The following is a 26,992-nucleotide window of genomic DNA, read 5'->3' as shown; positions in this document are numbered from 1 at the left end:
ACTGCGTTCAAGCCGACGGAACTCGCTCCAGAATCGTGCTGAGAACCTTATCGGGCGTAATGCCGCTGGCTTCCGCCTCAAAGCTGAGCAGTACCCGGTGGCGCAGCACGTCGAACATCACTGCCTGCACATCGTCGGGGCTGACAAAGTCCTTGCCCTTGATCCAGGCATGGGCGCGGGCACAGCGATCCAGAGAGATCGTACCCCGTGGGCTGGCACCAAAGTCAATCCAGCCGGCCAGGTCGTCGCCGTAGGTGGCCGGGTTTCGCGTCGCCATGATCAATTGAATGATGTATTCCTCAACAGCCGGCGTCATGTGCATGGCCAGGATCTCCTGACGTGCAGCAAACAGATCTTCCTGGCTCATCACCTGGGGCGCTTCCGGCGCGACATGGCGAGCCTCTTCGCGGACCAGGTGCAGAATGTCACGCTCTGCTTCGGTGTTGGGGTAACCTATGGATACATGCATCAGGAAGCGGTCAAGCTGGGCTTCCGGCAGCGGATAAGTACCTTCCTGTTCGATCGGGTTTTGGGTCGCCATAACCAGGAACAGGGGTGGCAGCTGGAAGGACTCACGTCCGACAGATACCTGATGCTCGGCCATGGCCTCCAGCAGTGCTGACTGCACTTTGGCCGGAGCACGGTTGATTTCGTCAGCCAGAACCAGGTTGTGGAAAATCGGGCCAGGCTGGAATCGGAAAGATCCATCTTCAGGGCGGAAGATCTCGGTACCGGTAATGTCGCTGGGCAGCAGGTCAGGAGTAAACTGGATGCGGTGGAAGTCGCCTTCAACAGCGCGGGAAAGATCTTTAATTGCCTTGGTCTTGGCCAGGCCAGGAGCCCCCTCTACCAGCAAGTGGCCATCCGCCAGCAGAGCGATCAACAGACGGTCAACCAACTTCTCCTGTCCGATGATCTGCTGCGTCAACCAGGTCTTTAATGCTGTTATTGTATTGTGGTGGCTCATAAATTTTCCTGTAACGTGCTGCTGCTTAAACTTGGCGGAAGTCAGCGATTGTAACCAATTCAAAGTTTATGTCTAGCAGCCCGGCCAGTGAGTTTGTCGCAGAGTGTGGCAGCCATGTGACGGCGATTGGCATCGGCTTGAGGCGCCTAGCTGGTTTATAATGATGATTTGCGTTCCCCTGGAGTAATAAGTCGATGTACTCATTGATGCGGTCTGCGCTATTCGCGCTGCCGGAAGAAACGTCTCACAGCGTTGCCCTTGGCAGCCTGGATCTTGCCAACTCACTGCATTTGAGCACGCTGCTCGGCGGCGCCCGCGCCGGCAGGGGCAAGCCGGTCAGCGTCATGGGTCTGGAGTTTCCCAACGCGCTTGGGCTGGCGGCAGGACTGGACAAGAACGCCGATCATATCGACGGGCTGGCGGCGCTGGGTTTCGGTTTTGTTGAAATTGGTACCGTGACACCGCGCCCGCAACCCGGCAACCCGAAGCCACGTCTGTTTCGACTTACCGCGCAGCAGGCCATCATCAACCGCATGGGTTTTAATAATAAGGGTATCGATTACGCACTGTCGCGGATTCAAAACAGCCGCTTCAAGGGCGTGCTGGGCATCAACATCGGCAAGAACTTTGACACGCCGGTCGAACAGGCTGCCGAAGATTATCTGATTGGACTGCGCAAGGCATGGCCACTGGCCAGCTACATCGTGGTCAATCTTTCCTCACCTAATACGCCGGGCCTGCGCACGCTGCAGTATGGTGAAGAGCTGCGACGATTGCTGACGCTGTTGAAGGAAGAACAGCATCGTCTGGCCAGTGCCGACGGTCGCCAGGTACCGCTGGTCATAAAAATTGCACCGGATCTCAATGACGAAGAACTGGGTTTGATTGCGCGGACCTTGCTCGAGTTTGCGGTCGATGGCGTCAGCGCCACCAATACCACGCTGTCGCGCGATGGGGTACAGGACAATCCGCGCCATGCCCAGGCAGGCGGTTTGAGTGGTGCGCCATTGCGCGATAAATCCACACAGGTGATTGCCGGACTGCACCGCGAACTCGATGGTCGCCTGCCCATCATAGGCATCGGTGGAATTGGCTCGCTGCAGGATGCACAGCAGAAACTGGCAGCCGGTGCATCGCTGGTACAGATATACAGTGGATTTATTTATCACGGACCGGCACTGGTGCGCGAGATAGTTGAAGGGCTATGAGTCAGCAGTCTGACAACAACGCCGGGACACCGGCGATACTTTTGTATACCACCGCAGGTTGTCATTTGTGCGAGCAGGCCGAGGCCTTGCTGGAGCCTGTTGTCAGGCTTAACAAGCTGCACTGGCGTCCGGTGGATATCGCAGAATCCGAGCAGCTGGTAGAGCGCTACGGTTTGCGTATTCCTGTCATTCGCGTCGATGGTGCCAGCCAGGATCTGGGCTGGCCGTTCGATGAGCCGCAATTGCTGGACTATCTGTCACGTCACCTTTGAGGTCGCTGGCGATCAACCCGGCAGTTTAAACAGACGCCGGGCGTTGGCAGTGGTCTCGGCAGCCACCTGATCAACGGGGCGCTGGCAATGCTCTGCCACCACACGCAGTACCTCAGGCAGCCAGGCAGGTTCATTGCGCCGCGTTTTGGGTCGCGGGCGCAGGCTGCGCGGTAGCAGATAGGGCGCATCAGTTTCCAGCAGCAGTCGGTCGGCCGGAATATCCCGGACGAACTCATGCAGGTGTGCGCCGCGCCGCTCATCACATATCCAGCCGGTAATGCCGATATGCATGTCCAGATCCAGATAGTCATACAGGGCCTGCCGCTGGTCAGTAAAGCAGTGCACCACGCCGCCACTCAGCTGATCGCGAAACTCTTTGAGAATGGGCAGGAATCGATCGTGGGCGTCACGCTGGTGCAGAAATACCGGTTTGCCGGTGTCGACTGCCATGGCCAGGTGTTCAGCAAACACCCGTTCCTGCGATGGGCGCGGTGAGAAATCCCGATTAAAATCCAGTCCTGTCTCACCAACTGCCTTGACCAGTGGGTCACCAAGCAGCTCACGGATGCCGGCAAGGACCTCCGCGTCTGCATGCTGCGCTTCGTGCGGGTGAATACCGGCCGTGGCTGACATGTCAGGCCACTTTTTACACAAGGCCAGCGCTTTTTGAGAGGCAGGCAACGTGGTACCTGTCACCAGGTGATGAACAAGCCCGGCAGCATGCGCGCGTTGCAGCACGTCTTCCAGGTCGTGGTCGAATGATTCGTGGCCCAGGTTGGCGCCGATGTCGATTAGCTGTAAATTCATGGCGCGCGATTATAGCAGTGGTATGCTGGCAGATTAAGCGGCTATCTAGGATAATGGCGCGCATGCCAGGCCGCTTGACCGCGAAACACACCGAATAGCATTGGATAGCAGCACATGAATCAGCAACACCTGCCAGAGAAAAAAGCACTCAACTGGGCCGAACTGGGATTTCAGTATCAATCTACCGAGTATCGGTTTCGCGCCGTACACCGCAACGGTGAGTGGTCCGAGGGCGAACTGATTACCGATAAAATGATCAGTGTGCATGAAGGTGCACCGGCATTGCATTACGCCCAGCAGTGTTTTGAAGGCCTGAAGGCACAAACGGCTCCTGATGGCCGTGTATTGTTGTTCCGTCCAGACCTGAATGCAGAGCGTATGCGACAGGCTGCCGGTCGCCTGCTGATGCCGCATGTGCCTGAAGAGCTGTTTATAAAAGGTGTGGAATCAGCTGTGCGCGCCAACTATGCATGGATCCCGCCACATGGCTCCGGTGCTGCCCTGTATATTCGCCCGATGCTGATCGGGGTGGGCGAGAACCTGGGGCTAAAAACTGCCAAGGAGTTTGAATTCCGCGTGTTTGTATCGCCGGTCGGACCCTATTACAAGAGCGCTGGTCTGGCGACGATTTCACTGGCGGTGTCTGATCTGGATCGAGCCGCACCGGCAGGTACAGGTAATTATAAAATCGGTGCCAACTATGCTGGTGGTCTGCTGGCCACCCGTCAGGCGCAGGAGCTGGGCGCCAACGAGGCGCTGTTCCTGGATGCGCGCGAACGCCGTTATATTGATGAGGCCGGGTCTGCCAATATCGTGGTTGCCATGACCGGTGGCCGCTTTGTGACGCCTGGCTCCAGTGCAGTGCTGCCCAGTGTCACACGCCGTTCCATCATGGCGCTGGCTGAACAAGAGCTGGGCCTGAAAACCGAGCAGCGTGGTATCGATCTGCGCGGTGAGATAGCCGATTTTGAAGAAGTGGCAGCCTGCGGAACCGCAGCCGTGATCTCTCCGGTTGGCAAGATCCTGGTGGATGGAAACTGGCATAGCTTCTATGGCAACGGCGAAGAGCCGGGCCCGATCACCCAGAAACTTTACGAGCTGCTGGTGGGTATTCAGCGCGGTGAAATCGCTGACAAATACCACTGGACACACGAAGTCAGTATCTGACTGAATTCGCAGTAAAGCTTGACCCCCAGCGACCGAATCTTTATATATGTCGGCTTCATTGCGCGTGTGCTGCATAGTCAGCGCACCCCAAAAGCCACGGCGCCGATGTATATCAATTTCAGGAAATCAGTATTTTAATGAGTAAATCTCTAGTCATAGTCGAGTCCCCCGCCAAGGCCAAAACCATCAACAAATATCTGGGCAGCGAGTTTGTTGTAAAGTCCAGTGTTGGCCATATTCGGGATCTGCCGGTATCAGGCAGCGGCAATAATACTGACCCTACCGAACGTGCCAAAGAGGCCGCCAAGACGCGTGCCATGAGCCCGGAGAAGAAAGCGGCCCACAAGCAAAAGAAAGCGCGTGAGCAGTTGATCGCGCGCATGGGTGTGGATCCGGAACACGGCTGGAAGGCGCGTTATGAGATTCTGCCCGGCAAGGAAAAAGTGGTCGCCGAGCTCAAAAAACTGGCCAAGAACGCCGACACTATCTACCTCGCAACGGACTTGGATAGAGAGGGGGAGGCCATTGCCTGGCACCTCCGCGAAGCTATTGGTGGAGACGATACCCGATACCGCCGTGTCGTGTTTAACGAGATCACCAAAAAGGCCATCAACGAGGCATTTTCACATCCCGGCGATCTGGACATGCGTTATGTCGAAGCACAGCAGGCACGGCGTTTTCTTGACCGTGTGGTCGGGTTTATGGTGTCGCCGCTGCTGTGGAGCAAGGTCGCCAGAGGCCTGTCCGCCGGACGTGTGCAATCAGTTGCAGTGCGCCTGATCGTTGAGCGTGAACGCGAAATTCGCAAGTTCATCCCGGAAGAGTTCTGGGAGATGTATGCCGACACGCTGACGACTCACAAGGACGAGCTGCGGCTGCAGGTTAACAAGCAGGCGGGTGAAAACTACCGCCCGGGCAGTGCCGATGAGTCCGCCCGCGCCGAGAAAGCGCTGGAACAGGCCCGGTTCATTGTCAGTGGGCGTGAAGACAAACCCACCAGTTCCAAACCGCGTCCGCCGCTGATTACCTCAACACTGCAACAGGCCGCAAGTACGCGACTGGGTTTCGGCGTCAAAAAAACCATGACGCTGGCGCAGCGACTGTACGAGGCTGGTTACATCACCTATATGCGTACCGACTCAACTCACCTGAGTGCTGATGCGCTGACCATGTGTCGTGACTATATCGAAGACAATTTCGGCAAACGCTACCTGACCGAGAAACCGGTGCAGTACAGCGCGCGTGAAGGGGCGCAGGAGGCACACGAAGCCATCCGCCCGACTGATGTCAATACAGCACCTACCCAGCTCTCCAATATGGAGCGTGATGCGGAGCGTCTTTACGCACTGATCTGGGCGCATTTTGTAGCCTGTCAGATGCCACCAGCACGCTATCTGAGCTCCGTCATCACAGTTACAGCAGGTGACTTCGAGCTGCGCACCAAAGGGCGTATCATGCAGTTTGATGGTTATCTGAAAGTACTGCCGTCCAAAGAAGAAGACGTGGTACTTCCAGATGTCAGCAAGGGAGAGGAGCTCAAGCTCAAGGCGCTGGATCCCAAGCAGAACTTTACCAAGCCGCCTGCGCGCTACACGGAAGCCAGCCTTGTCAAAGAGCTGGAAAAGCGAGGTATTGGCAGACCATCAACCTATGCCTCTATTATTTCCACAATTCAGGAGCGTGGCTACGTCAAGGTAGAAGGCCGCCGTTTCTTTGCACAAAAGATGGGTGACATTGTCACCGAACGCCTGCATGAAAGTTTCACCGAGCTGATGGACTACGACTTCACAGCGCGAATGGAAGACTCGCTGGATGAAGTCGCCAACGGCGATAAAGACTGGAAACACCTGCTGGACGATTTCTATCAGGATTTCACTGGCCAGCTGAGCAAAGCCTCGTCATCTGATGACGAAGGTATGCGTGCCAATACGCCCACCGATACGGACATCAAATGTCCGGACTGTGGCCGTCCCATGCAGATTCGTACCGCATCAACCGGTGTCTTCCTGGGATGTTCTGGTTATGCACTGCCGCCCAAAGAGCGCTGTAAAACAACCATCAACCTGACGCCCGGCGAAGAAGCCATCAATATTGATGACGAGGAAGAGGCCGAAGCGCTGGAGAACCGCCGTCTGCGCGAGCGTCATCGCTGCAAGTTGTGCAACACCAGCATGGACAGCTATCTGATTGACAGCACACGCAAGCTGCATGTGTGCGGCAACAATCCGGACTGCCCGGGTTACGAAGTCGAGCAGGGCAGCTTCAAGATCAAGGGCTACGACGGTCCTGTCATTGAGTGTGACAAGTGCGGCTCTGACATGCAGCTGAAGACAGGCCGTTTCGGCAAGTATTTTGGTTGTACCGGCAGCGAGTGCAAAAACACCCGCAAACTGCTGCGCAGCGGCGAACCGGCGCCACCCAAGATGGACCCGGTACCCATGCCCGAGCTGGCCTGTGAAAAAGTCGACGACCATTACGTACTGCGCGATGGTGCTGCCGGTATATTCCTGGCCGCCAGCAAGTTCCCCAAGAACCGCGAAACACGTGCGCCGCTGCTGAAGGAATTACTGCCGCATAAAGATGAGATCGACAGCAAGTACAGCTTCCTGTTCAAAGGACCGCTGGTCGACGGCGATGGTAATCCCACCATCGTGCGCTTTAGTCGCAAGGCGAAGGAGCATTATCTCCTTACGGAAGTGGACAAGAAAGCCACAGGTTGGAAGGCGGTATATAAAAACGGCAAGTGGGTCGTGGACAAGTAGTCTGTGGAAGGCGCAGTGCCGCGCCATTGCTTCGTTAAAAGCCGCTCAGAATGCTCATTTACTTGAACTATTCAAAGCGCATCAGCCTTGGCATTACGTCGTTAAAAACAGGCTCGGAAGGATCATTTACGAAATTGTAAACTCGGCTTTGGCATCCTGCGTCGCTCTAACTCCTGCATCCATGCAGTCGTCACCTCCCTCGCCTGTTTTTGCCTAGTACTGCCGGCGGCTGCTACGCTTTTCGCTCAGTGCTTACAATTTGAACTTAGCGAAAAGCCGCCATCATGCAGCCATGCTGCAAATCAACTATGTCTTCTAATGACGCCGACACTGATCCCTTCAATCGTAAAGCTGTCGCGGCGTAAATCCACTTCGATCGGTTCGTAGTCGTCGTTTTCGGGCATCAGTCGCAGGCGGTGGCGTTCGCTGGTTTCTTCCAGGCGTTTGACGGTGACATCTTCTTCCAGGCGGGCGACGATGATGTCGCCGTGGCGTGCTTTGCTGGTCTTGTGTACGGCCAGCAGGTCGCCTTCAAAAATGCCGACGTTGATCATGCTGGTGCCTTTGACGGTGAGCAGGTAGTCAGCGGCGGGGCTGAACATGGCGGCAGGCACATTGACGTATTCATCAATGCACTCCTGGGCCAGTATCGGGCTGCCGGCGGCAACCTGGCCAACAACCGGCAGACCCTGATTGGCGGCTTCGTCCTGATCGGCCAGGTCTGGCAGGCGGATGCCGCGCGAGGCGCCCGGCACGATTTCAATGGCCTTTTTGCGAGCCAGCGCCTTGAGGTGTTCCTCGGCGGCATTGGCCGACTTGAAACCCATTTTCTGGGCTATCTCCGAGCGTGTCGGCGGATAACCGGTATCCTGTTGATATTCGCGGATAAACTCAAGAATCTGTGCCTGTCTTGGGGTCAATGCCTGCATGGTACCCATCCTGTTGATCCATTCAGCCTGTGATTATATACAGTTATGCGATCTGAACAAGCCTTTTGTGGGATTGCTGGCGATAGGCGATAATGTCACACGTTAACAATCCCAGGATTCGAGAGGCCCCGATGAACCCCGCCAAGCAAGGCCCAGGTGTGCTGATGCTGGACCTGTCAGGTCAGACACTCACCGATGATGAACGTGCGCTGCTGCAACATCCGCAGGTCGGCGGCGTGATCCTGTTTTCACGCAATATTGCCGGACCGGCCCAGGTTCAGGCCTTAACCGCAGACATCCGTGCCTGCCGCCCGGACATTCTGCTGGCTGTGGATCAGGAGGGTGGCCGCGTTCAGCGCCTGCGTGATGGATTTTCCAGGCTGCCGCCGATGTATGCCCTGCATACGCTGTTCAGCAAGGAGCCTGAGCAGGCGCGTGTCATGTCCCATGACCTGGGTTGGCTGATGGCTTCCGAGGTGCTGGCCGCAGGCTTTGATATCAGCTTTGCGCCGGTTCTGGATCTGCATACCGGGATCAGCGAAGTGATCGGCGATCGCGCATTTTCCTCGCGTCTGGATACGCTGGTAGATCTGGCGACAGCATTCATGGCTGGCATGCACGAAGCTGGTATGGCGACGACGGGTAAGCACTTCCCCGGACATGGCAGTGTGGCAGCCGATTCCCATCTGGATCTGCCTGTCGACGACAGATCGCTGTCGCAGATTGAAGAGCAGGATCTGCAGGTTTTTGTGCGGTGCCTTCCGTCACTGGATGCTGTGATGCCGGCGCATGTCGTTTACCCCGCGGCCGATGCGCACTGCGCAGGCTTCTCAAGGTACTGGCTGCAGACGGTCCTGCGTGAGCGACTTGGGTTTGATGGCGTCATTTTCAGCGATGACCTGGTGATGGCGGCGGCCGGTGCGGCAGGTGATATGTCGCAACGGGTTAACCAGGCCCTCAAGGCCGGCTGCGACATGCTGCTGGTTTGCAATGACAGGGCAGCAGCACTGGACGCATTGCGAGCGCTGGACGAAGCGAGGCCCGCTCCATCGCCGCGCCTGCAAGGTATGCGACGCCGCTGTTCGCAGCAGCCAGACCTGGTAGCGCTGCAATCAGATGCCCGCGTGATCGATATCCGCAACCGAATTTCCATGCTGTAAACAATCAGAGTTTTAAACGCTATGCAGACCGAAAACATGCAGGACGTGCTGGACAAGGCTCAGTGCCTGTTCAGCGAATCCGAAATTGCCACTGCGCTGGACAGCCTGGCCAGCGAAATCACCGCGGCTGTCGGTGACAAGACCCCGCTGGTGCTGTGTGTCATGAACGGCGGCATCGTCTTGACGGGACATCTGGCACCACGGTTGAAGTTTCCGCTGAACCTGGACTATATCCACGCGACTCGCTACCGTGAGCAACTGACCGGCAGTCAATTGCACTGGCGTGTGACACCTGCCTCATCCCTGCAGGACCGGGTCGTACTGGTGCTTGACGATATCTTTGACGAGGGCGAAACGCTGGCCGCCATCGTCAGCTGGTGCCGGGAGCAGGGTGCAGCGGAAGTCTACAGCGCTGTGCTGGTCGACAAACAGCACGATCGCAAGACGGCCGATCTGAAAAAGGCGGACTTTACCGCTCTGTATGCCGAGGACAAATACCTGTTCGGTTACGGTATGGATTACAAAGGTTTCTGGAGGAATGCACCGGGCATTTTTGCGGTCGACTAGTCAGACGGGACACTACCTTACCCAGGAGGTCAGATGAGCAGCGCCGAGATCAAGACTGATAATCTGTTGAAGCACATCAAAACCAATCGGGGCCCGGCACCGGTGCACGACTGGGATCCGCCGTACTGCGGCGAGATGGACATGCGCATTGCAGCCGACGGACGCTGGTATCATGAAGGTTCGCCGATCGGGCGCAAGCGCCTGGTGCAATTATTTTCCTCGATTCTGCGGCTGGATCCGGATGGCTTTCATTATCTGGTGACGCCGGTGGAGAAAGTGCGCATCCAGGTTGACGATTGCCCGTTTGTAGCGCAGCTCGTCGATGTCGTCGAGCGCGATGGGCAGCAGGTGCTTCGGTTTACCCTGAATACTGATGAAGTTGTCGAAGCCGGGCCCGATAACCGGATCGAAGTCACTTTCGACGCTGATCAGCAGCCTCATCCAGTGCTGGAAGTGCGTCATGGGCTCAAGGCACTGATCATCCGTTCGGTTTTTTATTCGCTTGTGGAAGTTGCCGAGACGAGCCCTGTGGATGACAAAAAAAATAACAAAAACAACGATATGGAGAAGGTTTTGGTCGTGTCCAGTCAGGGCTGCAAGTTTGAACTGGGACGCTTTCAGGGGTAAACCCGGGCCGCGGTTTTATTGACGCGCGCGCTCAAAAACGGCATTATTGTCAGCCTTTTTGGGGCCGCAGGCATTTACCACTGGCACCCACAAGCCATTTTTCTAATCAGTAAAAGTTGGAGAATCCATGAAGATTCTGGTAGCGATCAAACGTGTAGTTGATCCATATGTGAAGGTTCGTGTTAAAGCTGATAACAGTGGTGTGGATCTGGCCAATGCCAAAATGGCGGTCAATCCTTTCTGCGAAATTGCCGTGGAAGAGGCAGTGCGTCTGAAAGAGAAAGGCATCGCCGAAGAAATTATTGTTGTCTCCATTGGCGAGAAGAACTGTCAGGAACAGATCCGTACTGCACTGGCGCTGGGCGCTGATCGCGGCATTCACGTAGAGGCACCCGTTGATGTGCAGCCACTGCCGGTGGCGCGCATGCTGCAGAAGATTGTGGAGAAAGAAGGCGTTGAAATGGTCATTCTGGGCAAGCAGTCCGTCGATTCGGACAACAACCAGGTTGGTCAGATGCTGGGTGCGTTGACTGGCATGCCACAGGGCACATTCGCCTGCAAACTGGAAGTTGCTGACGGCAAAGCGAAGGTCACCCGTGAAATCGATGGTGGCGAACAGACCGTTTCACTGAAGCTGCCGGCCATCGTAACCACTGACCTGCGTCTGAACGAGCCGCGCTACGCTTCTCTGCCAAACATCATGAAAGCCAAGAAAAAGACGATTGACTCCCTCACACCAGAGGAGCTTGGTGTCGACGTCAGCTCTGGGTTGAAGGTTATCTCTGTTGAGCCACCACCCGCTCGCTCTGCCGGTATCAAGGTGGAAAGTGTGGACGAGCTGATCAGCAAACTGAAAACCGAAGCAAAAGTTATCTAAGGGGTAGGGCAGAACATGAGCATTTTGGTAATAGCAGATCACGATAACGCCGCCCTGAAACCGGCGACCCTGAATACAGTTACAGCCGCCAAAGAAATAGGCTCAGATATCACAGTGCTGGTAGCCGGCTCCGGATGCGATGCGGTGGCCAAGGCCGCTGCAGCCATCGATGGTGTCAGCAAAGTTCTGGTGGCCGATAACGAAGCCTACAAAAACCAGCTGCCGGAAAACCTGGCCGAGCTCGTGGCTGAAGTTGGTAAAGATGCCAGCCACATTCTGGCCCCGGCAACTACCAGCGGCAAAAACTTCATGCCACGCGTTGCAGCCCTGCTGGGTGTTGCACAGATTTCAGACATCACCGCTGTAAAATCAGAAGACACATTTGTGCGACCAATTTACGCCGGTAACGCACTGGCTACTGTGCAGTCTTCTGACAGTGTGAAGGTGATTACCGTACGTGGTACAGCCTTTGATGCGGCAGCTGCTGAAGGCGGCTCAGCCAGCGTGGAGACGACTGACGTGGTCAAGACCCAGGAAGTTGCTGAGTTCATCAGCGAAGAGCTGACCAAGTCTGAGCGTCCTGAATTGACCGGCGCCAAGATTGTCATCTCTGGTGGTCGCGGCATGCAGAATGGTGAAAACTTCGCCATGCTGGAAAAGGTTGCAGACAAGCTGGGCGCAGCCATCGGCGCATCACGCGCAGCGGTAGACGCGGGCTTTGTACCGAACGACATGCAGGTCGGTCAGACTGGTAAAATCGTTGCCCCCGAGCTGTACATTGCTGTTGGCATTTCTGGTGCCATTCAGCACCTCGCCGGCATGAAGGACAGCAAGGTAATCGTGGCGATCAACAAAGACGAGGAAGCGCCAATCTTCCAGGTAGCAGACTATGGTCTGGTCGCTGACCTGTTCAAGGCGGTACCCGAGCTCGAAGAGAAGCTGTAAGTCTCACACGCTTTAAGCGCTTACAAAAAAAGGCAGTGGTTTTTCAACCACTGCCTTTTTTGTTGTCTGACATTTGATCCCTGACAGCATCACACGGCCGTCAGGGATCCAGTTCAGTCTTACTGCTTGTTGCTGTCCTCTGAGTCAGTCTGGCTGTCAGATTCAGCCTGCTTGCGAGCCTTCTCTTCTTCCAGGCGACGGCGACGAATCTCCCGTGGGTCGTTAGGCGCACGTCCGCCGCTCGCTGGCGCAGCCTGGGCGCTGGACTCAGGCTTTGATTCAGGCTGCTGCTCTGGAGCAGCAGCTTGCGCTGGTTCAGCCTGCACAGTTTCGGCTTTTTCAGGTTCTGATTTAGCTGGCTTCGCTTCTTCGGCCTTCTCAACTTTCTGTTCTTTCCCGGCCTTCTCGGCTTTCTCAGCTGCAACAGCTGCCTTGGCAGGCTTGTCGTCAGCTGCTGCTTTGGGCTCCGCGTCAGCGCTGGCTGCTTCCTCCGGTTTGGCGGCCTGCGGTTTCTTCTCGCCAGAGTCCGTCTTTTTAGACTCTGAAGTCTCTGCCGGCCCGACAGCCTTCTCCTCAGCTTTTGGCTCAGTCTTTTTGGCTGGTTTCTCGATAGCTGCTTTTTCAGCGACTGTTGCAGATTCAGTCACATCGGCTGCATTCTCAGAATCAGCTGAATCGGTTGAGTTGTCGTCCCCCGTAGACTTGTCAGCGCCTGCCTTGTCTGCGCTGGACTTGCCGCGACGCGAACGACCGCCACGACTGCGGCGTCGTTTGGGTTTTTCAGACTGTTCATCGGCATTCTGAGCCTGTTCGTCAGAGTCCTGCGTAGCCTTCGTCGACTCGCTTGCTCCTGCGTCTGCAGGCTGCTCAGCGGCAGCAACTGCCTGCTTGTCCTGTTTGTCCTGCTTGTCGGATGTTGCGCTGGCAGCAGTTTCTGCTTCATTGCCGGCAGTGTCTGTCGCCTGTGCGTCAGCAGCGACCTGCTGATCGTCTGTGCTCTCGGTCTGACCGTCGGGATGCGGGCCGCGCTTGCGCTTGGTAGTGTTGCGCGGCTTGCGCTCGCCCTTGGGTCGACGATTGCTGTTGTCCTGCTGATCGCCAGACTGCTCGTCACTGCTGTCAGACGATGACTTGTCAGCACTGCCACGATCCTGACGGTTGCCGCCCTGGCTGTCATCATCAGAGCGGTTACGGCCGCGACCGCCACGACGACGGCTGCTGCGCTGAGGCTTGTTGTCTCCGTCCTTGTCGTTGCTCTTGTCCTGGCTCTTGTCAGCCTGGGCTTTGCCGCCACGTTCGTCTGATTTCTGTTCTTCGCGCTTCTGGTCGTCACGTGGTGCGCGTGAATCGTCCCGGCTGCGTGAGTCGCCACCGCGGCCGCGATTGCCGCGATTGCGATTGCGGTCACTGCCACCGCTGCGCGAGCGATTGCGATTGTTGCCGCTGCCGCGCTGTTCGGTTTTGTTTTCTTCCTCTTCTTCGTCGTTGGCAGCGCCAAACAGCTCCCCAAACACTGACAACAGGGAGCCAAGGAAACCTTTTTTGGCGGGTGCTGACTTGCCTGCCGGCTTGTCACGTGACTCAGTGGCGCGTGGTGCCGGTGCGGCTGGCACTGTGGGTGCCTGCACTGCAGCCTGCTGCACGGGCAGCGGCTTCTGCGTCTGGCCGATTTCTTCGACGTGATCGTGTTCGGTTTCGATTTCAAAGCTGGCCAGCGCCACGCCGCCATCCTGGGCGCTCAGGCTCTGGATTTCGTAGTGGGGAGTCTCCAGCGACGGGCTGGGGATGATCAGCAGGCGGGTCTTGCTCTGCTGTTCGATGGCAGCCACCGCATTACGCTTTTCATTCAGCAGATAAGAGGCCACGTTGAGTGGCACAATCGCACGAATCTCGGCGCTTTTCTTCTTGTTTGCCTCTTCCTGCAGAATACGCAGGATGGACAGACACAGTGATTTCACATCACGGATCGTGCCCTGACCGCTACAACGCGGGCAGACCACAGCATTGGTTTCTTCAAGTGACGGACGCAGGCGCTGACGTGACATCTCCAGCAGGCCAAAGCGGGAGATACGGCCAACCTGAACGCGTGCACGGTCGGCTTCCAGCGCATCGCGGACGCGGTTTTCAACTTCTTTCTGATTCTTGGTGGAGGCCATATCGATAAAATCGATGACCACCAGGCCGCCCATGTCACGCAGGCGCAACTGACGGGCAATTTCATCTGCCGCTTCCAGGTTGGTATTCAGCGCCGTTTCTTCGATGTCAGAACCGCGTGTGGCACGCGAGGAGTTGATATCGATGGAGATCAGGGCTTCGGTTGGATCAATGACAATGGAGCCACCGGAGGGCAGTTTAACTTCACGCTGGAAGGCGGATTCGATCTGGTTTTCAATCTGGTAGCGATTGAACAGCGGCAGCGGATCCTGATAGTGCTTGATACGCGCTTCGTAGTGCGGCATCACCTGACGCACAAAGTTCAGGGCTTCTTCGTAGGCTTCCTGGGTGTCAAACAGCACTTCGCCGATGTCCTGGCGCAGGTAGTCACGGATGCAGCGGATGATGACATTGCTTTCCTGGTAGATCAGGAAGGGGGCTTTTTTCTGGTCGGAGGCATCCTTGATGGACTGCCACAGCGACAGCAGGTAATCGAGGTCCCACTGCAGATCTTCCTGGTTTTTGCCAACGCCGGCGGTGCGCACGATGATGCCCATGCCGTCCGGAATATTCAGGCTGTTGATGGCTTCACGAATCTCAGAACGCTCATCACCCTCAATGCGACGTGAAATGCCGCCAGCGCGGGGGTTGTTCGGCATAAGAACCAGATAGCGGCCGGCCAGACTGATAAATGTGGTCAGCGCTGCGCCCTTGTTGCCACGCTCTTCCTTCTCAACCTGAATGATGACTTCGGTGCCTTCGGCAACGGCTTCCTTGATGTTGACGCGGCCGCCGTCAGATTTGCCGGTGAAGTATTCGGGAGCGATTTCCTTGAGCGGCAAAAAGCCATGACGCTCAGCGCCAAAATCGACGAAGGCGGCTTCAAGACTGGGTTCTACGCGGGTGATGCGGCCTTTGAAAATGCTGGCCTTTTTCTGAATGCGGGTGCGGTTTTCGATATCGAGGTCGTACAGTTTCTGGCCATCGACCAGCGCAACGCGCAGTTCTTCTTCCTGCGTTGCGTTTATTAGCATTCTTTTCATAGTGAATTCACATCTCTGTTGAACCAGATCGGTGAATCCAGGTGCGAAACTGACAGGGACCTGTGGCGGGCAGGAACCAACGCGGGGAGCTGCCTGATTCAACTAGTGAATCAGAAATCCTTTTGGAACAATGGCTTGCAGTTGTTGTGCGGCTGCTGTGCTACGGTATTCAGTCAGCCTCAGGCGACAATGCATAACCGTCATTAACCATGTATCCCATCGCTGCGCAATGTGGCGCGCGATACGTTTGTTCGTGCCGCGGTCAAGCCCCGGCCTGCCCGAACCCCGGCTCAGTTGTTGTTGGAAGCCAGTCGGGTAAGGGCTGTGGTGCGCGCTCGTTGTTAACGGTTGCCACCAGCAAAAAATCGCTTTCTGGACTCCGCCCGCTGTGTTGTCACGCGGGTTCCGGATCCGGTTACTTAAGTTAGGTTGATAACGCTCTACTTAGTAACGTTGTTGTCTTACTGTAAAAACTTGCGTACAAAAATCTTAACAGTTCATCGCCATCGCAATGGCGGAATACTTTAAAATCTGGCTGCTGGCCTTACATGCAGAACAAGCAGCTCCGCGACTATAGCAGTAAGATTTGCATTGTTCAAACATTATGTTTTTATCGAACGGTCGCTGGGCAGCCCTAAACGTCTGGTTTGTTTTAAATTTCCGCCTCGACTAGAATCCGGGCATGAAAATTTTTGCCTACCAGAGACTCAGCAGTTTCGAGCAGGATGACGACGCAGTCGGATTCAGTGATCCGCGCGAGCGCGAGCAACTGCTGGACTACTGTCGTCGGCAGGGCTGGCCGGAGCCGCGCTGGGTGCGCGAGGTCAGCCATGACTGGAGAGAGGGCTTCAGTCAGCGTCTGTTGCCTGATTCGGAGGGTACGCACGATGGCTGGCGACCCCCACCGGGCAGCGATCTGCTGGTGGCCAGTCTGCGCCGACTGGTCAACGGTGCGCAGGATCTGGAACAGACGCTGGAGTGGCTGCGCGGCAATGATATCTGCCTGCATGTCGTCAGTCTTGATGCTGAGCTCAGCCAGACCCGGACATTAAAGCGTACGCGGGTGGATTTTGATGCGATCCTGGCAGAACTGGCTGTCATTGAAGGCCGGCGCGGTGCCCAGCGTATGCTCAAGGTCAAACATGAGCAGCGCAGCAAGGGTCGCTTCCTGGGCGGCAGCAAACCTTTTGGTTATATGATTCACAGTAATGGCAAACTCATCGAAAACCCGCTGGAGCAACGAGTGTTGAAACAGATTCGCCAGTTGCGCTCACAGGGGCTTTCGCTGCGGGCGATCGCCAGCCGTGTCAGCACGCCAATCGCACCGGTCAGCTTCAAGACGGTCCAACGGGTGCTGCAACGCGAACAGCAGGAGCAGGACTGATCATGCGCAAACCCCTGGCGCTGTTCATTGGTTTACGCTTCGTTCGCGCTCGCAAGAAAAATCAGCTGGTTTCCTTTGTGTCACTTATCTCCATGCTGGGCATTGCGCTGGGTGTACTGGCGCTGATTGCCGTGCTTTCTGTGATTAATGCCTCTACAGGCACCATGCGTGAGGAAACACTCAAGGCAGTGCCGCATGCAGCGGTTACGTTGCCAGACGATCTGCTTGACTGGCGGGAGGCAGCTGACAGCCTTGCAGCCGCGCCAGGAGTGATTGCGGTGGCGCCATTTCTGGAAAGTGAAGCCTGGCTGCAGTTTGATGGCCGCGGTGAGTTTGTTAATGTTCGTGGCGTAACACCGGAGACAGAAAAACAGATTCTGCAATCGCCAGACAGTCAGCTGCAGGCGATGCTGGATTTCCTGGCGGAAACACCCGATGGCATTATCCTGGGCACCCGGCTTGCCGGTCAGCTGGGCCTCTACCCGGGCATGCAGATGTCGGTCACGCCGCTCAACAGCCTGCTGCAGCGGCGTACCGAGGATGCCCGCAGTTTCCAGATGGTGGGTGTTGCAGATTTTGGATTCTATGACAATGACGCCATGGCACTGGTCAACCTGCCAGTCGCCAGCCAGTTACTTACCGGCCGCGACGACGCGGTTCCGCAATTACGGCTGCGGGTGGACGATGTCCTCAATGCTGGCGTCATCGCGCGTGAAGCAGTTGCTGGCCGGTGGCCGGTAGCAAGCTGGAACGAAACCCGTCGCAGCCTGTTTGATGCACTGCGCATGGAGAAAATCCTGACCGGCTTCATGCTGCTGATGATTGTGGTCATTGGCGCCGTCAACATCGTTGCAACACTGGTGATGGCGGTGGCTGACAAAAACGCCGATATCGCCATCCTGCGTACCATGGGGGCCAGCCGGGCAACCGTCATGTCAGTGTTTGTGATTCAGGGCTTTGCCGCGGGGGTGCTGGGCACGCTGCTCGGCGCCGCCGGTGGTGTGTTGCTGGCAATGAATCTGGGGCAGATCACGCGCGCATTCCAGGGCGCACTGAATGCGATGCTGGCGCCAGGTGATGTCTACATGATTGCCCATCTGGATGCGCTGATTCTTTGGTCTGATGTCGTGCTGGTCTGTCTGTGTGCTCTGGGTGTCAGTCTAATGGCCACCCTGTATCCGGCGTGGCGGGCTTCCCGTGTGCAGCCGGCGGACGTACTGCGCTATGAATAAGGTGTCGCCACCAAACATTAATGGAGAGAGTCGTTTTGGAGCAAACCGCTAACGTCATCAGTTGTCGTCACCTGCGCAAGTCCTACACCCAGGGACCTCAACAGGTGGACGTGCTGCTGGACATCAACCTGAATGTCCGTCCCGCCGAATGTGTGGCTATTGTTGGCAGCTCCGGCTCCGGTAAAACAACGCTGCTTAATCTGCTGGGCGGGCTGGATGCGCCCAGTGGCGGTGAGATTTCCGTTGCCGGGCAGGATCTGTCCAGACTGTCAGAGTCCGAGCGCGGTCAGCTGCGCAACCGTTATCTGGGATTTGTTTATCAATTCCATCACCTGCTGGGTGAGTTCAGTGCGCTGGAGAACGTTGCCATGCCTTTGCTTATTGGCGGGCAAAGCAGCCGCGAGGCCTATCCGCGCGCGTCGGAGTTGCTGGGTGAAGTGGGTCTGAGTCACCGTCTGAATCACAAACCCTCAGAGCTGTCCGGCGGTGAACGGCAGCGGGTTGCCATTGCCCGGGCGCTGGTCGCCTCACCCAGGTGTGTTCTGATGGACGAACCCACCGGTAATCTTGACCGTCGCACGGCTGAAGGCATCCACACGCTGATGCAGACACTGAATAAATCACTTCAGACCAGTTTTGTGGTTGTGACGCATGACGAGCGTTTTGCAGCGAGCCTGGATCGGGTACTGGTGCTGAACCAGGGCACACTGGAAGCTGAGCATGCTTGAGCAGGGCGATTCAGCACCGGCTGGTTTTCTTGCCTCATTCAAGCTGGCCGCGCGTATTGCGCTGCGTTATGTGGGCGCACGCCGACGGCAGGCAGGGGATGCGGGCGGGCAGAGTGGCCAGCTGGTCAACTTCATGTCACGGCTGACCATCAGTGGACTGGCCCTGAGCGTTGCCATACTGATCACTGTACTGTCGGTGATGAACGGTTTTGATCGTGAAGTCAGGGAAAATGTATTGGGCGTGCTGCCGCATGCAGCGATACAGACCGAGGACAGCGTCAGCGCCGAGCGCTGGCAGTTGCTGGCGCAGCAGATCGCGGCTATTGACGGTGTTATTGCCACTTCACCGGTGCTGGAGGTCAATGGTGTGCTGGCGCGGGACAACAACAGTCGTGCGGTACTGGTCAATGGCATCGACGTAGAACAGGAACTTCAGACATCCGCGCTGGGCAGCTTCATGCAACAGGGTTCGCTGCAGGCCCTGACCGAGCGCCGTTTCCAGATCGTGATGGGTCAGACGCTGGCGCAGCAACTCGGCGTTGGACTCGGAGACGACGTCAATCTCTACAGCCTGGACATTTCCATCAACCCGATCGCACCTTTGCCGGTGCAGCGTCGCTTTACGGTCGCTGGAATCTACCGGGTTGGCACGCAGGAGCTGGATGAGCGACTGGTGATGATCGCGCTGCCGGATGCCCAGGCTCTGTATCGCGAGCCGCAGCGATTCAACGGTTTGCGTCTGCGCACGAATGATGTGCTGGCGGTGAATTCCTTGCGAGCACCTGTGCAGGAGCAGCTGCCACAGGGCTTTTACCTGCAGACCTGGACGCAGTGGTTTGGTGCCATCTACGAGAACATACAGCTGTCTCGCACTATCGTTGGGTTTCTGCTTTGGCTGCTGGTAGCTGTCGCCGCCTTTAATCTGGTTGTCAGCCTGATCATGATTGTGCGCGACAAACGCAGTGACATCGCGATCCTGCGCACCATGGGTGCCTCACCGGGAACCATTGCCCGCATATTTCTGCTGCAGGGCTGCCTGATTGGCCTGGTCGGCGCCGGTATTGGCCTGCTTGCCGGCTCACTGCTGGCCCTTAATGTGTCGTCACTGTTTGCGCTGTTTGAACAGTGGAGTGGGACCCAGCTGTTGAGTGCAGACGTTTACCCAGTCGACTTCCTGCCCTCCCAGCTGATGCTGTCTGACATTGTCGCCGTAAGTATTGGCGTACTGGTGCTGTGCCTGCTGGCCAGCGTCTATCCGGCCTGGCGTGCTGCGCGAGTATTGCCAGCCGAAGCGCTGCGTTCTGCAGACTGACCCCAGAACAGCTATAACCCCAGCATAGACGTCAGCAATTCTTGGGGTGAGCAGGGATGCGCACAGCACTGGCCCTGTTCTGCCTGGGTATTTATGCCATCAGTTTTATGCCGCGACTGCCCGAGGTCGGTTCTGGCCTGGTAGTGCTGCTGACTGTACTCCCGCTTTTCACGCTGATTGCCATCTGGTGGCGCGCCCCAGCCAGCACCTGGAAAATCACTGCCTGCCTGTTGTTATGCCTGAGCCTGGGTGCCGGGCGTGCGGTTTATCACGGACTGCTTATTACAGAAAGTCGTTTGCCTGCCGCGCTGGAAGGCCGTGATATCTGGGTAGAGGGACAGGTTGAAGGGCTGCCAGAAGGCGCTTCGGCGGAGACTGTTACATACCGTTCTGGCGGACAGCAGACTCGTTTCCAGTTGCGCGTGGACCACAGCTGTCTGAGCTTGTTGCCAGAAAACTGTGAGGAGAGTGCGCCGGTTCTGATCGGTCATCTGATTGCGCTGAACGCCTACGGTTCAGTCACTGGTGAGTTTGATGGTGACGCTGCGGGTGTACCGCGAAGCGGGGAGACATGGCGCCTGCGAGTTCGGCTCAATCGTGTACATGGATTCGCAAATCCGGGCGGATATGACTTCGAGGCAGCTCAGGCTCAGCAGGGAATCGTTGCCCGTGGCTATGTGCGGGCAACCACCTTCAACCGGCGGCTGCAGCCGGCGGGCTGGTCGGTTGATCAGTGGCGCATCGGAATCCGTGAGCAACTGTACGCCACCGGATCACTGCGGTACCCGGGGTTGCTTGCGGCGCTGACGACGGGTCTGCGCAGCGGGATCAGTCACTCACAATGGGACACGCTGAGTGCCACTGGTACCAACCATCTGATGGTCATTTCCGGGCTGCATGTGGGTCTGGTTGCCACCGCCTTCTACTGGGTATTCAATCTGCTGTCACGCATGTCTGCGACCTTGCTGGAACGCATGCCAGCACAGCGCTTCGGTGCGTTGGCAGCTGTTCTTGGTGCCTGGCTGTACAGCGCCATGGCCGGATTTTCGCTGCCAACGCAGCGTGCGGTAATCATGATCTCTATGCTGATGCTCGCCCAGCTGTTGGGCCGGCAGGTGTTGCCCAGCTATCGTTTGTTGCTGGCCATGGCGGCAGTGCTGGGCTTCGATCCGCTGGCAGTCACCCAGGCCGGCTTCTGGCTGTCTTTTGTGGCGGTTGCGGCGCTGCTGCTGTTGTTTGCCGGCCCGCAGCAACTGGGACCGCCGGCCAGTGCACAATCCAGTCGGTCGCGTTGGGGGCAACATGCCTGTCTGGTCTGGCTCAAGCCGCAATTTGCCGTCAGCATTGCGCTACTGGTTCCGCTGCTGTTATGGACGGGGCAGGTGTCATGGATATCACCGCTGGTGAACCTGCTGGCAATTCCGGTTGTCAGTCTGTGGGTTGTACCGCTGGCGCTTGTCGGCATCGTGCTGCTACCTGTGTCGAGCGAAGCTGCGCGGTGGACGCTCAAGGGGGCCGACACAGGTCTGGTCATGCTGATGCAGGGGCTGGAGTCCGTTGCCAGCTGGCAGCCACTATGGCAGGGGCCGGCGATTTCGCCACTGACAGTGCTGTGTGTATCAGTTGGCTGTTTATTGTTATTGCTGCCTCGAGGTCTGCTGCCGCGCTGGCCGGCACTGCTGCTGATGTTGCCATTACTGGCACCGCCGCGACCCGATCGACCGGGCCCTGGAGAGCTCTGGCTGCAGATGCTGGATGTGGGTCAGGGCCTGGCCGTTTTGCTCCAGACTCGACACCACAGCATGCTGTTTGATACCGGGACGGCACTGGGTCCCGACTACGACGCCGGGCGCGCGGCTATTCTGCCGGCCCTGAAACAGGCGGGAATACGACAGCTGGACGTATTGATCATCAGTCACTGGCATCAGGACCATTACGGAGGCCTGAGCTCAATACTCGGTTCAGTGCCGGTGACGCGCCTGGTCAGCAGCGCTCCTGAACGGTTCCGGGATTTCAACGGCGTGCAAGATGCCATGATGAAGCCCTGTGGCAGCGGCGATTACTGGCAGTGGGATTCTGTCGAGTTTCGGGTGCTGCATCCTGACCCGACGGAGCGGGGCGGTATTGCAGGCAATCCCAATAACGCCTCATGCGTATTGCATGTATCGGCAGGCTCGCACGCACTGCTGCTGACTGGCGACATAGAAGCGCCGGTCGAGCGCAGATTGCTCGCGCAGCAGGGCGATTTGCTGGCTGCCGATGTTCTGCTTGCAGCCCACCACGGCAGTGACAGCTCCAGCACCGAGGCCTGGCTGCAGCAGGTATCGCCAGACTGGCTGCTGGTCTCGGCCGGTTATCGCAATCGGTTCGGTCATCCGGATCCGGCAGTGCTGCAGCGGGCCCGGGCATTGGGCATCGAGGTGCTGCGTACCGATCACCATGGCGCAGTCACGATGACACTGGGTGGGCCGGGCGAAGCAGAATTAAAAGGCCTGCATAGACACGAACAGCGGCGTTTCTGGCATAACAACCCGTCTGGCGAATATGGTAAAGTAGCCGGCAAATCAGCGGGAGATTAAGCTTGTGGTAGAAATCGTAATGGCCGGTGGCTGGTTGATGCTGCCAATTATCCTGTGTTCGATTCTGGCAATAGCCATCGTCATCGAACGATTCTGGACACTCAGCAACAATCGCATTGCGCCGCGTTATGCGGTTGGCCAGGTCTGGACCTGGATCAAAAACGGCGAGCTGGACTCCAACAAAATGCGCGAACTGCGCATGGGCTCTCCGCTGGGTCAGATTCTGGCAGCCGGTCTGCTGCACGCCCGCCAGGGCCGACAGGCGATGAACGATGCCATCGAACAAAGCGCCGCGGCTGTCATCCATGAACTGGAGCGTTATCTGAGCACGCTCGGCACCATCGCCGCCATCACCCCGCTGCTGGGCCTGCTTGGCACGGTAGTTGGCATGATCCGGGTGTTCACTGAAATCATGATTCAGGGCACCGGCAACGCCAATGCGCTGGCCGGTGGTATCTCCGAAGCCCTGATTACCACCGCCGCCGGCCTGACGGTGGCCATCCCGGCGTATGCATGTCATCGCTACTTTGTCCGCAAAGTGGATTCGCTGGTGCTGTCGCTGGAGCAGGAGTCTGCCAAACTGGTAGAAGCGCTGCACGGTGATCGCCGCGTAGACATCAAGGACTTTGTGACACTGCCCGAAACCAGCGCTGCCCGCGAGAATGCACAGCAGCAGGCGGCTGCCAGTGTTGAGGCAACTGGCTCGTGAAGTTTCCGCGTCGCACGCTGGAAGACCCCGCCATCAATCTGACGCCACTGATTGATGTTGTCTTCCTGCTGTTGATCTTTTTTATGGTGACCACCACGTTTACACGAGAGACCCGGCTGGCTGTCAATCTGCCAGAGGCGGAAGCGACGGCCGCCGAACCCGCACCCGACCAGATCGAAGTGATGGTCAGCCAGACAGGACGCTACAGCATCAATAATGTGTTGCTGGCCGATAACACCAGCGCCACATTGCAGGCACAACTGCTGGAAGTGGCCGCCGGCAACCGGCAGCAGACCATCCTGCTGGTGGCTGATGCAGAAGCCAGCCACCAGGCCGTAATTACCGCCATGGATGCAATAGGCCAGGCAGGATTCAGTGGCTTCAGTATCGCAACCCGCGAACCCGGTGAAGAGCAGGGTGCCGACAGTACTGTCGAGGGGGGCGGTGTCAATGAGTGATACCCAGCCACAACAGGCGCCAGGCCAGTCGCCGACATCCGGCCCCGAAGCCGCTGCGCTGATGACCGGTGCACAGGTATACGCGCGGCTGCTGCGATACATCCGACCCTTCCTGGGCTATTTTGCGATCAGTCTGCTGGGTTACATTATTTTTGCGGTCACCACGCCGGCTACTGCTGCCTGGCTGGGCTGGACAATCGATCAGATCGAAGCCAATAACGCCGACGCGCGTATCATCAGTCCCATTCTTTGTGTGCTGATTGTGCTGGCGCGCGGTGTTGGCGGGTTCCTGGGACACTATTCGCTGGAACACACTGCCAATCACGTGGTGCACAAACTGCGCTGTGAGGTGCTCGACCAGCTGTTGAATGTACCGATAGCCTATTACGATCGCAACACCATCGGCCGCCTGGTATCCAAAGTCACCTACGACGTCATGCAGATCAAGGGTGCGGCCACAAACGCTATTACCGTTGTGCTTCGCGAAGGCCTTACCGTGATTGGCCTGCTGGCCTGGCTTTTCTGGGTTAACTGGCGCCTCAGCCTGGTTTTCCTGCTGGTGGCGCCGTGCATGGCACTCATCGTTCACATGGCCACCAAACGCTATCGCCGCTACAGTCGCCAGATGCAGGACTCCATGGGTGATGTCACACAGATTGCCAATGAGTCCATCAAGGGCCAGAAAGTCATTCGTACCTTTAACGCTGGTGAATATGTATCGGAGCGCTTTCTGCGCTCCAGCGAGCGCAACCGTCGCCAGAACATGAAGATGGTGGTTACCGAAGCCACCGCCACACCACTGATCCAGTTGATCGTCGCGATGGCCATGGCCATTCTGATCTGGCTGGCGCTGGCGCCGGAATTTCTCGGCGGGGCATCAGCAGGGGAGGTGGTGACCTTCCTGACACTGGCCGGCATGCTCAGCAAACCACTGCGACAACTGTCCGGCGTCAATGCCATCATCCAGCGCGGTATCTCTGCCGCCAGCAGTATCTTTGAGCTGCTCGACAATGAACGCGAGCGTGACACTGGTACGCATACAGCGGGCCGCGTCAAAGGTCTGGTGGAGTTTGATCAATTGCAGTTTGCCTACGAGTCGGCCAAGCCCGTGCTGAACGGCATCACGCTGCGTGTCGAACCGGGTACCACTGTCGCGCTGGTGGGCCGCTCCGGCAGTGGCAAGTCCACGCTGGTGAATATGCTGCCGCGCTTCTATGACTATCAGCAGGGTGAGATCCGTCTCGATGGCGTTCCAATAACAGAATACGCCCTGAATAATCTGCGGCAGCAAATGGCCATGGTGACGCAGGATGTCGTGTTGTTTGAAGGCTCCGTCGCCGAGAATATTGCCTACGGTCTGGGCGAGGAAGTCACGCTGGAAAAGGTACAGCAGGCGGCGCGCAATGCACATGCCGACGAGTTCATTCAGAAACTGCCGGGTGGCTATGATGCCCAGGTCGGTGATGGTGGCGGACTGCTGTCGGGTGGGCAAAGACAGCGGCTGGCAATTGCACGCGCCTTCCTGAAAGACTCACCGGTATTGATACTGGACGAAGCAACCTCGGCACTGGATACCGAGTCCGAGCAGCATATCCAGCAGGCACTGGCAGAGCTGATTCGCGGCCGCACTACCTTTGTCATCGCACACCGCCTGTCCACCATCGAGAACGCCGATCTGATTGTCGTCATGGATCAGGGGCGCATCGTTGAAAGTGGCACGCATAAAGAGCTGCTGGCGCTTGATAAACACTATGCACGTTTGCACCGCATGCAGTTCAGTGAGTCGGGCCTCATGAATCCGCTCGACAGTGACAGTGAAAGTCAAGCCAGCGAGTCTGCGGGCTGATGTGGCTGGTCGATGCCTGGTATCGTGGTGCCTGGTGGCTGCAGCTGCTTCGCCCGTTATCCTGGTTGTTTAACTTGCTTGCCGCGGCACGCAGGGGACGTCTGACAGCACAGCAATGCACATCAGCCTTGCCTGTCATTATCGTTGGTAATCTGACAGTGGGCGGCGCTGGCAAAACTCCCGTTGTGCTGGCGCTCGGTAGTGCCCTGCGACAGCAGGGATGGCGGGTCGGCGTGCTGAGCCGGGGCTACGGTGGTCAGTCCCGCCACTATCCACTGTTTGTTGGGGCAGACACAGATGTGCGCGCCAGTGGTGATGAAGCACGACTGCTGCGCCGCCATCATCGCGGCCCTCTGGTCGTCGATCCTGACCGTTGCCGGGGGCTGCGTGCACTGGAGGAAAGCGGACTGTGTGATGTCGTCGTGTGTGATGATGGACTGCAGCACTATCGACTGGGGCGGGATATTGAGATTGTAGTGGTGGACGCCGAGCGTGGTTTCGGCAACGGCCTGACACTGCCTGCTGGCCCGCTGCGCGAGCCTGCGCAGCGACTTGCCGGAGTGGATGTTATCGTGTTGAATGGCAAGCAGGCAGAGGCTCAGCTGGCTACCACCTTAGCGCAACAATCCGCCCCGATCGGTTCCGTGCACTTGCAGCCAGCCGCGTGGATCAATGTAAAAACCGGACAGCGTGTCAGCCTGCAGAATTTTCAGATGGTGAAACTCTCCGACGAGAGTGATAAGCGCCAGGTGTATGCAATAGCAGGAATAGGCCATCCGCAACGCTTTTTTGATTCGCTGTCGGCGATGGGGATCACCGCTCACTGCGAGGGTTTTCCGGATCATTACGCCTACCGTGCTGCCGATCTGTCCTTCGCTGGCAAGGACCTGCTGTTGATGACAGAAAAAGATGCGGTCAAATGTGAACGCTTTGCCCAGGACAACTGGTGGTATCTGGCCATAGAACCACAACTGGACAAGGATGTGCTGACTGCCGTGATAAACAGACTGAACACCATTCGCAGCACGTCTGCGAACATGGGAGACAAGGAACATGGATAAAAAACTGTTGAGCATACTGGTCTGTCCCGTCTGCAAAGGGCCGCTGGACTACAAACGCGAGCAGGCCGAACTGATCTGTTACGCAGACGCGCTGGCCTACCCGATTCGCGACGACATTCCGGTGATGCTGGAAAGCGAAGCGCGGACACTGACCGAGCAGGAACGCGAAGATCGCTGACAGTAAGTGTGCAGTCATGC

The 26,992-nt window shown here is 57.3% G+C and carries 23 protein-coding genes; 19 read left to right on the top strand and 4 right to left on the bottom strand.

The window, feature by feature from the left end:
• Positions 1 to 7 precede the first annotated feature (7 nt).
• Entirely contained in the window at positions 8 to 967 is a 960-nt protein-coding gene (locus LVD14_RS12495) for an AAA family ATPase (RefSeq protein ID WP_237134396.1), read from the bottom strand.
• Positions 968 to 1,161: 194 nt separating this feature from the next.
• Between LVD14_RS12495 and LVD14_RS12490 the strand changes: the two genes are divergently transcribed.
• Entirely contained in the window at positions 1,162 to 2,175 is a 1,014-nt protein-coding gene (locus LVD14_RS12490) for a quinone-dependent dihydroorotate dehydrogenase (protein WP_237134395.1), read from the top strand.
• Positions 2,172 to 2,447, top strand: a complete 276-nt coding sequence (locus tag LVD14_RS12485; protein WP_237134394.1) for a glutaredoxin family protein — start codon at positions 2,172 to 2,174, stop codon at positions 2,445 to 2,447. The genes LVD14_RS12490 and LVD14_RS12485 overlap by 4 nt, the downstream gene beginning before the upstream one ends.
• 12 nt (positions 2,448 to 2,459) lie before the next feature.
• On the opposite strand, the gene LVD14_RS12480 is transcribed toward LVD14_RS12485, so the two are convergent.
• A complete protein-coding gene (locus tag LVD14_RS12480) occupies positions 2,460 to 3,254 on the bottom strand; it encodes a TatD family hydrolase (protein ID WP_237134393.1) in 795 nt (264 codons plus the stop codon).
• A 114-nt stretch (positions 3,255 to 3,368) separates the two neighbouring features.
• On the opposite strand from LVD14_RS12480, the gene LVD14_RS12475 reads away from it, so the two are divergent.
• Together LVD14_RS12475 and topA are read left to right on the top strand one after the other, a co-directional pair.
• A complete protein-coding gene (locus tag LVD14_RS12475) occupies positions 3,369 to 4,421 on the top strand; it encodes a branched-chain amino acid aminotransferase (protein WP_237134392.1) in 1,053 nt (350 codons plus the stop codon).
• 137 nt (positions 4,422 to 4,558) lie between these two features.
• Positions 4,559 to 7,183 carry a type I DNA topoisomerase gene (gene topA, locus LVD14_RS12470; RefSeq protein WP_237134391.1) on the top strand — a complete coding sequence of 875 codons (2,625 nt, stop codon included), beginning with the start codon at positions 4,559 to 4,561 and terminating at the stop codon, positions 7,181 to 7,183.
• 302 nt (positions 7,184 to 7,485) lie between these two features.
• Here topA and lexA read toward each other — a convergent pair whose 3' ends face one another.
• Positions 7,486 to 8,112 (bottom strand): transcriptional repressor LexA, encoded by a 627-nt coding sequence (gene lexA, locus LVD14_RS12465; RefSeq protein WP_237134390.1) that lies wholly within the window; start codon positions 8,110 to 8,112, stop codon positions 7,486 to 7,488.
• Positions 8,113 to 8,243: 131 nt separating this feature from the next.
• On the opposite strand from lexA, the gene nagZ reads away from it, so the two are divergent.
• The 5 genes from nagZ (at position 8,244) to LVD14_RS12440 (ending at position 12,288) form a co-directional block, all read left to right on the top strand.
• Positions 8,244 to 9,272, top strand: a complete 1,029-nt coding sequence (nagZ, locus tag LVD14_RS12460; protein ID WP_237134389.1) for a beta-N-acetylhexosaminidase — start codon at positions 8,244 to 8,246, stop codon at positions 9,270 to 9,272.
• A gap of 21 nt (positions 9,273 to 9,293) precedes the next feature.
• A complete protein-coding gene (locus LVD14_RS12455) occupies positions 9,294 to 9,839 on the top strand; it encodes a hypoxanthine-guanine phosphoribosyltransferase (RefSeq protein WP_237134388.1) in 546 nt (181 codons plus the stop codon).
• Positions 9,840 to 9,872: 33 nt separating this feature from the next.
• Entirely contained in the window at positions 9,873 to 10,466 is a 594-nt protein-coding gene (locus LVD14_RS12450; protein WP_237134387.1) for a DUF1285 domain-containing protein, read from the top strand.
• A 127-nt stretch (positions 10,467 to 10,593) separates the two neighbouring features.
• Positions 10,594 to 11,343, top strand: coding sequence for an electron transfer flavoprotein subunit beta/FixA family protein (locus LVD14_RS12445; RefSeq protein ID WP_237134386.1), 750 nt, complete (start codon positions 10,594 to 10,596; stop codon positions 11,341 to 11,343).
• A gap of 15 nt (positions 11,344 to 11,358) precedes the next feature.
• A complete protein-coding gene (locus tag LVD14_RS12440; RefSeq protein ID WP_237134385.1) occupies positions 11,359 to 12,288 on the top strand; it encodes an electron transfer flavoprotein subunit alpha/FixB family protein in 930 nt (309 codons plus the stop codon).
• Positions 12,289 to 12,407: 119 nt separating this feature from the next.
• On the opposite strand, the gene rne is transcribed toward LVD14_RS12440, so the two are convergent.
• Positions 12,408 to 15,485, bottom strand: a complete 3,078-nt coding sequence (gene rne, locus LVD14_RS12435; protein WP_237134384.1) for a ribonuclease E — start codon at positions 15,483 to 15,485, stop codon at positions 12,408 to 12,410.
• A gap of 682 nt (positions 15,486 to 16,167) precedes the next feature.
• Here rne and LVD14_RS12430 point away from each other — a divergent pair.
• Genes LVD14_RS12430 through LVD14_RS12385 form a run of 10 tightly spaced genes read left to right on the top strand, consistent with a single transcriptional unit; the run spans position 16,168 to position 26,972 of the window.
• Positions 16,168 to 16,869, top strand: coding sequence for a recombinase family protein (locus LVD14_RS12430; protein ID WP_237134383.1), 702 nt, complete (start codon positions 16,168 to 16,170; stop codon positions 16,867 to 16,869).
• A 2-nt stretch (positions 16,870 to 16,871) separates the two neighbouring features.
• Positions 16,872 to 18,101 (top strand): FtsX-like permease family protein, encoded by a 1,230-nt coding sequence (locus LVD14_RS12425; RefSeq protein ID WP_237134382.1) that lies wholly within the window; start codon positions 16,872 to 16,874, stop codon positions 18,099 to 18,101.
• Positions 18,102 to 18,121: 20 nt separating this feature from the next.
• Positions 18,122 to 18,829 (top strand): lipoprotein-releasing ABC transporter ATP-binding protein LolD, encoded by a 708-nt coding sequence (gene lolD / locus LVD14_RS12420; protein WP_237134381.1) that lies wholly within the window; start codon positions 18,122 to 18,124, stop codon positions 18,827 to 18,829.
• Positions 18,822 to 20,141, top strand: coding sequence for a lipoprotein-releasing ABC transporter permease subunit (locus tag LVD14_RS12415; RefSeq protein WP_237134380.1), 1,320 nt, complete (start codon positions 18,822 to 18,824; stop codon positions 20,139 to 20,141). The genes lolD and LVD14_RS12415 overlap by 8 nt, the downstream gene beginning before the upstream one ends.
• Before the next feature lie 56 nt (positions 20,142 to 20,197).
• Positions 20,198 to 22,720, top strand: a complete 2,523-nt coding sequence (locus LVD14_RS12410) for a DNA internalization-related competence protein ComEC/Rec2 (RefSeq protein ID WP_237134379.1) — start codon at positions 20,198 to 20,200, stop codon at positions 22,718 to 22,720.
• Positions 22,721 to 22,724: 4 nt separating this feature from the next.
• Entirely contained in the window at positions 22,725 to 23,429 is a 705-nt protein-coding gene (locus LVD14_RS12405; RefSeq protein WP_237134378.1) for a MotA/TolQ/ExbB proton channel family protein, read from the top strand.
• Positions 23,426 to 23,887 (top strand): ExbD/TolR family protein, encoded by a 462-nt coding sequence (locus tag LVD14_RS12400; RefSeq protein WP_237134377.1) that lies wholly within the window; start codon positions 23,426 to 23,428, stop codon positions 23,885 to 23,887. The genes LVD14_RS12405 and LVD14_RS12400 overlap by 4 nt, the downstream gene beginning before the upstream one ends.
• A complete protein-coding gene (gene msbA / locus LVD14_RS12395; protein ID WP_317622720.1) occupies positions 23,880 to 25,733 on the top strand; it encodes a lipid A export permease/ATP-binding protein MsbA in 1,854 nt (617 codons plus the stop codon). The genes LVD14_RS12400 and msbA overlap by 8 nt, the downstream gene beginning before the upstream one ends.
• Positions 25,733 to 26,794: a tetraacyldisaccharide 4'-kinase gene (gene lpxK, locus LVD14_RS12390; protein ID WP_237134376.1), complete on the top strand. Its 1,062-nt coding sequence runs from the start codon at positions 25,733 to 25,735 to the stop codon at positions 26,792 to 26,794. Before msbA ends, lpxK begins: the two co-directional genes overlap by 1 nt.
• Entirely contained in the window at positions 26,787 to 26,972 is a 186-nt protein-coding gene (locus LVD14_RS12385; RefSeq protein WP_237134375.1) for a Trm112 family protein, read from the top strand. The genes lpxK and LVD14_RS12385 overlap by 8 nt, the downstream gene beginning before the upstream one ends.
• Positions 26,973 to 26,992 lie beyond the last annotated feature (20 nt).

Source organism: Pseudohongiella sp. O18 (assembly GCF_021729085.1).
In the GTDB taxonomy this organism is placed as follows: domain Bacteria; phylum Pseudomonadota; class Gammaproteobacteria; order Pseudomonadales; family Pseudohongiellaceae; genus Pseudohongiella.
This window is presented reverse-complemented; position numbering and strand designations above follow the sequence as displayed.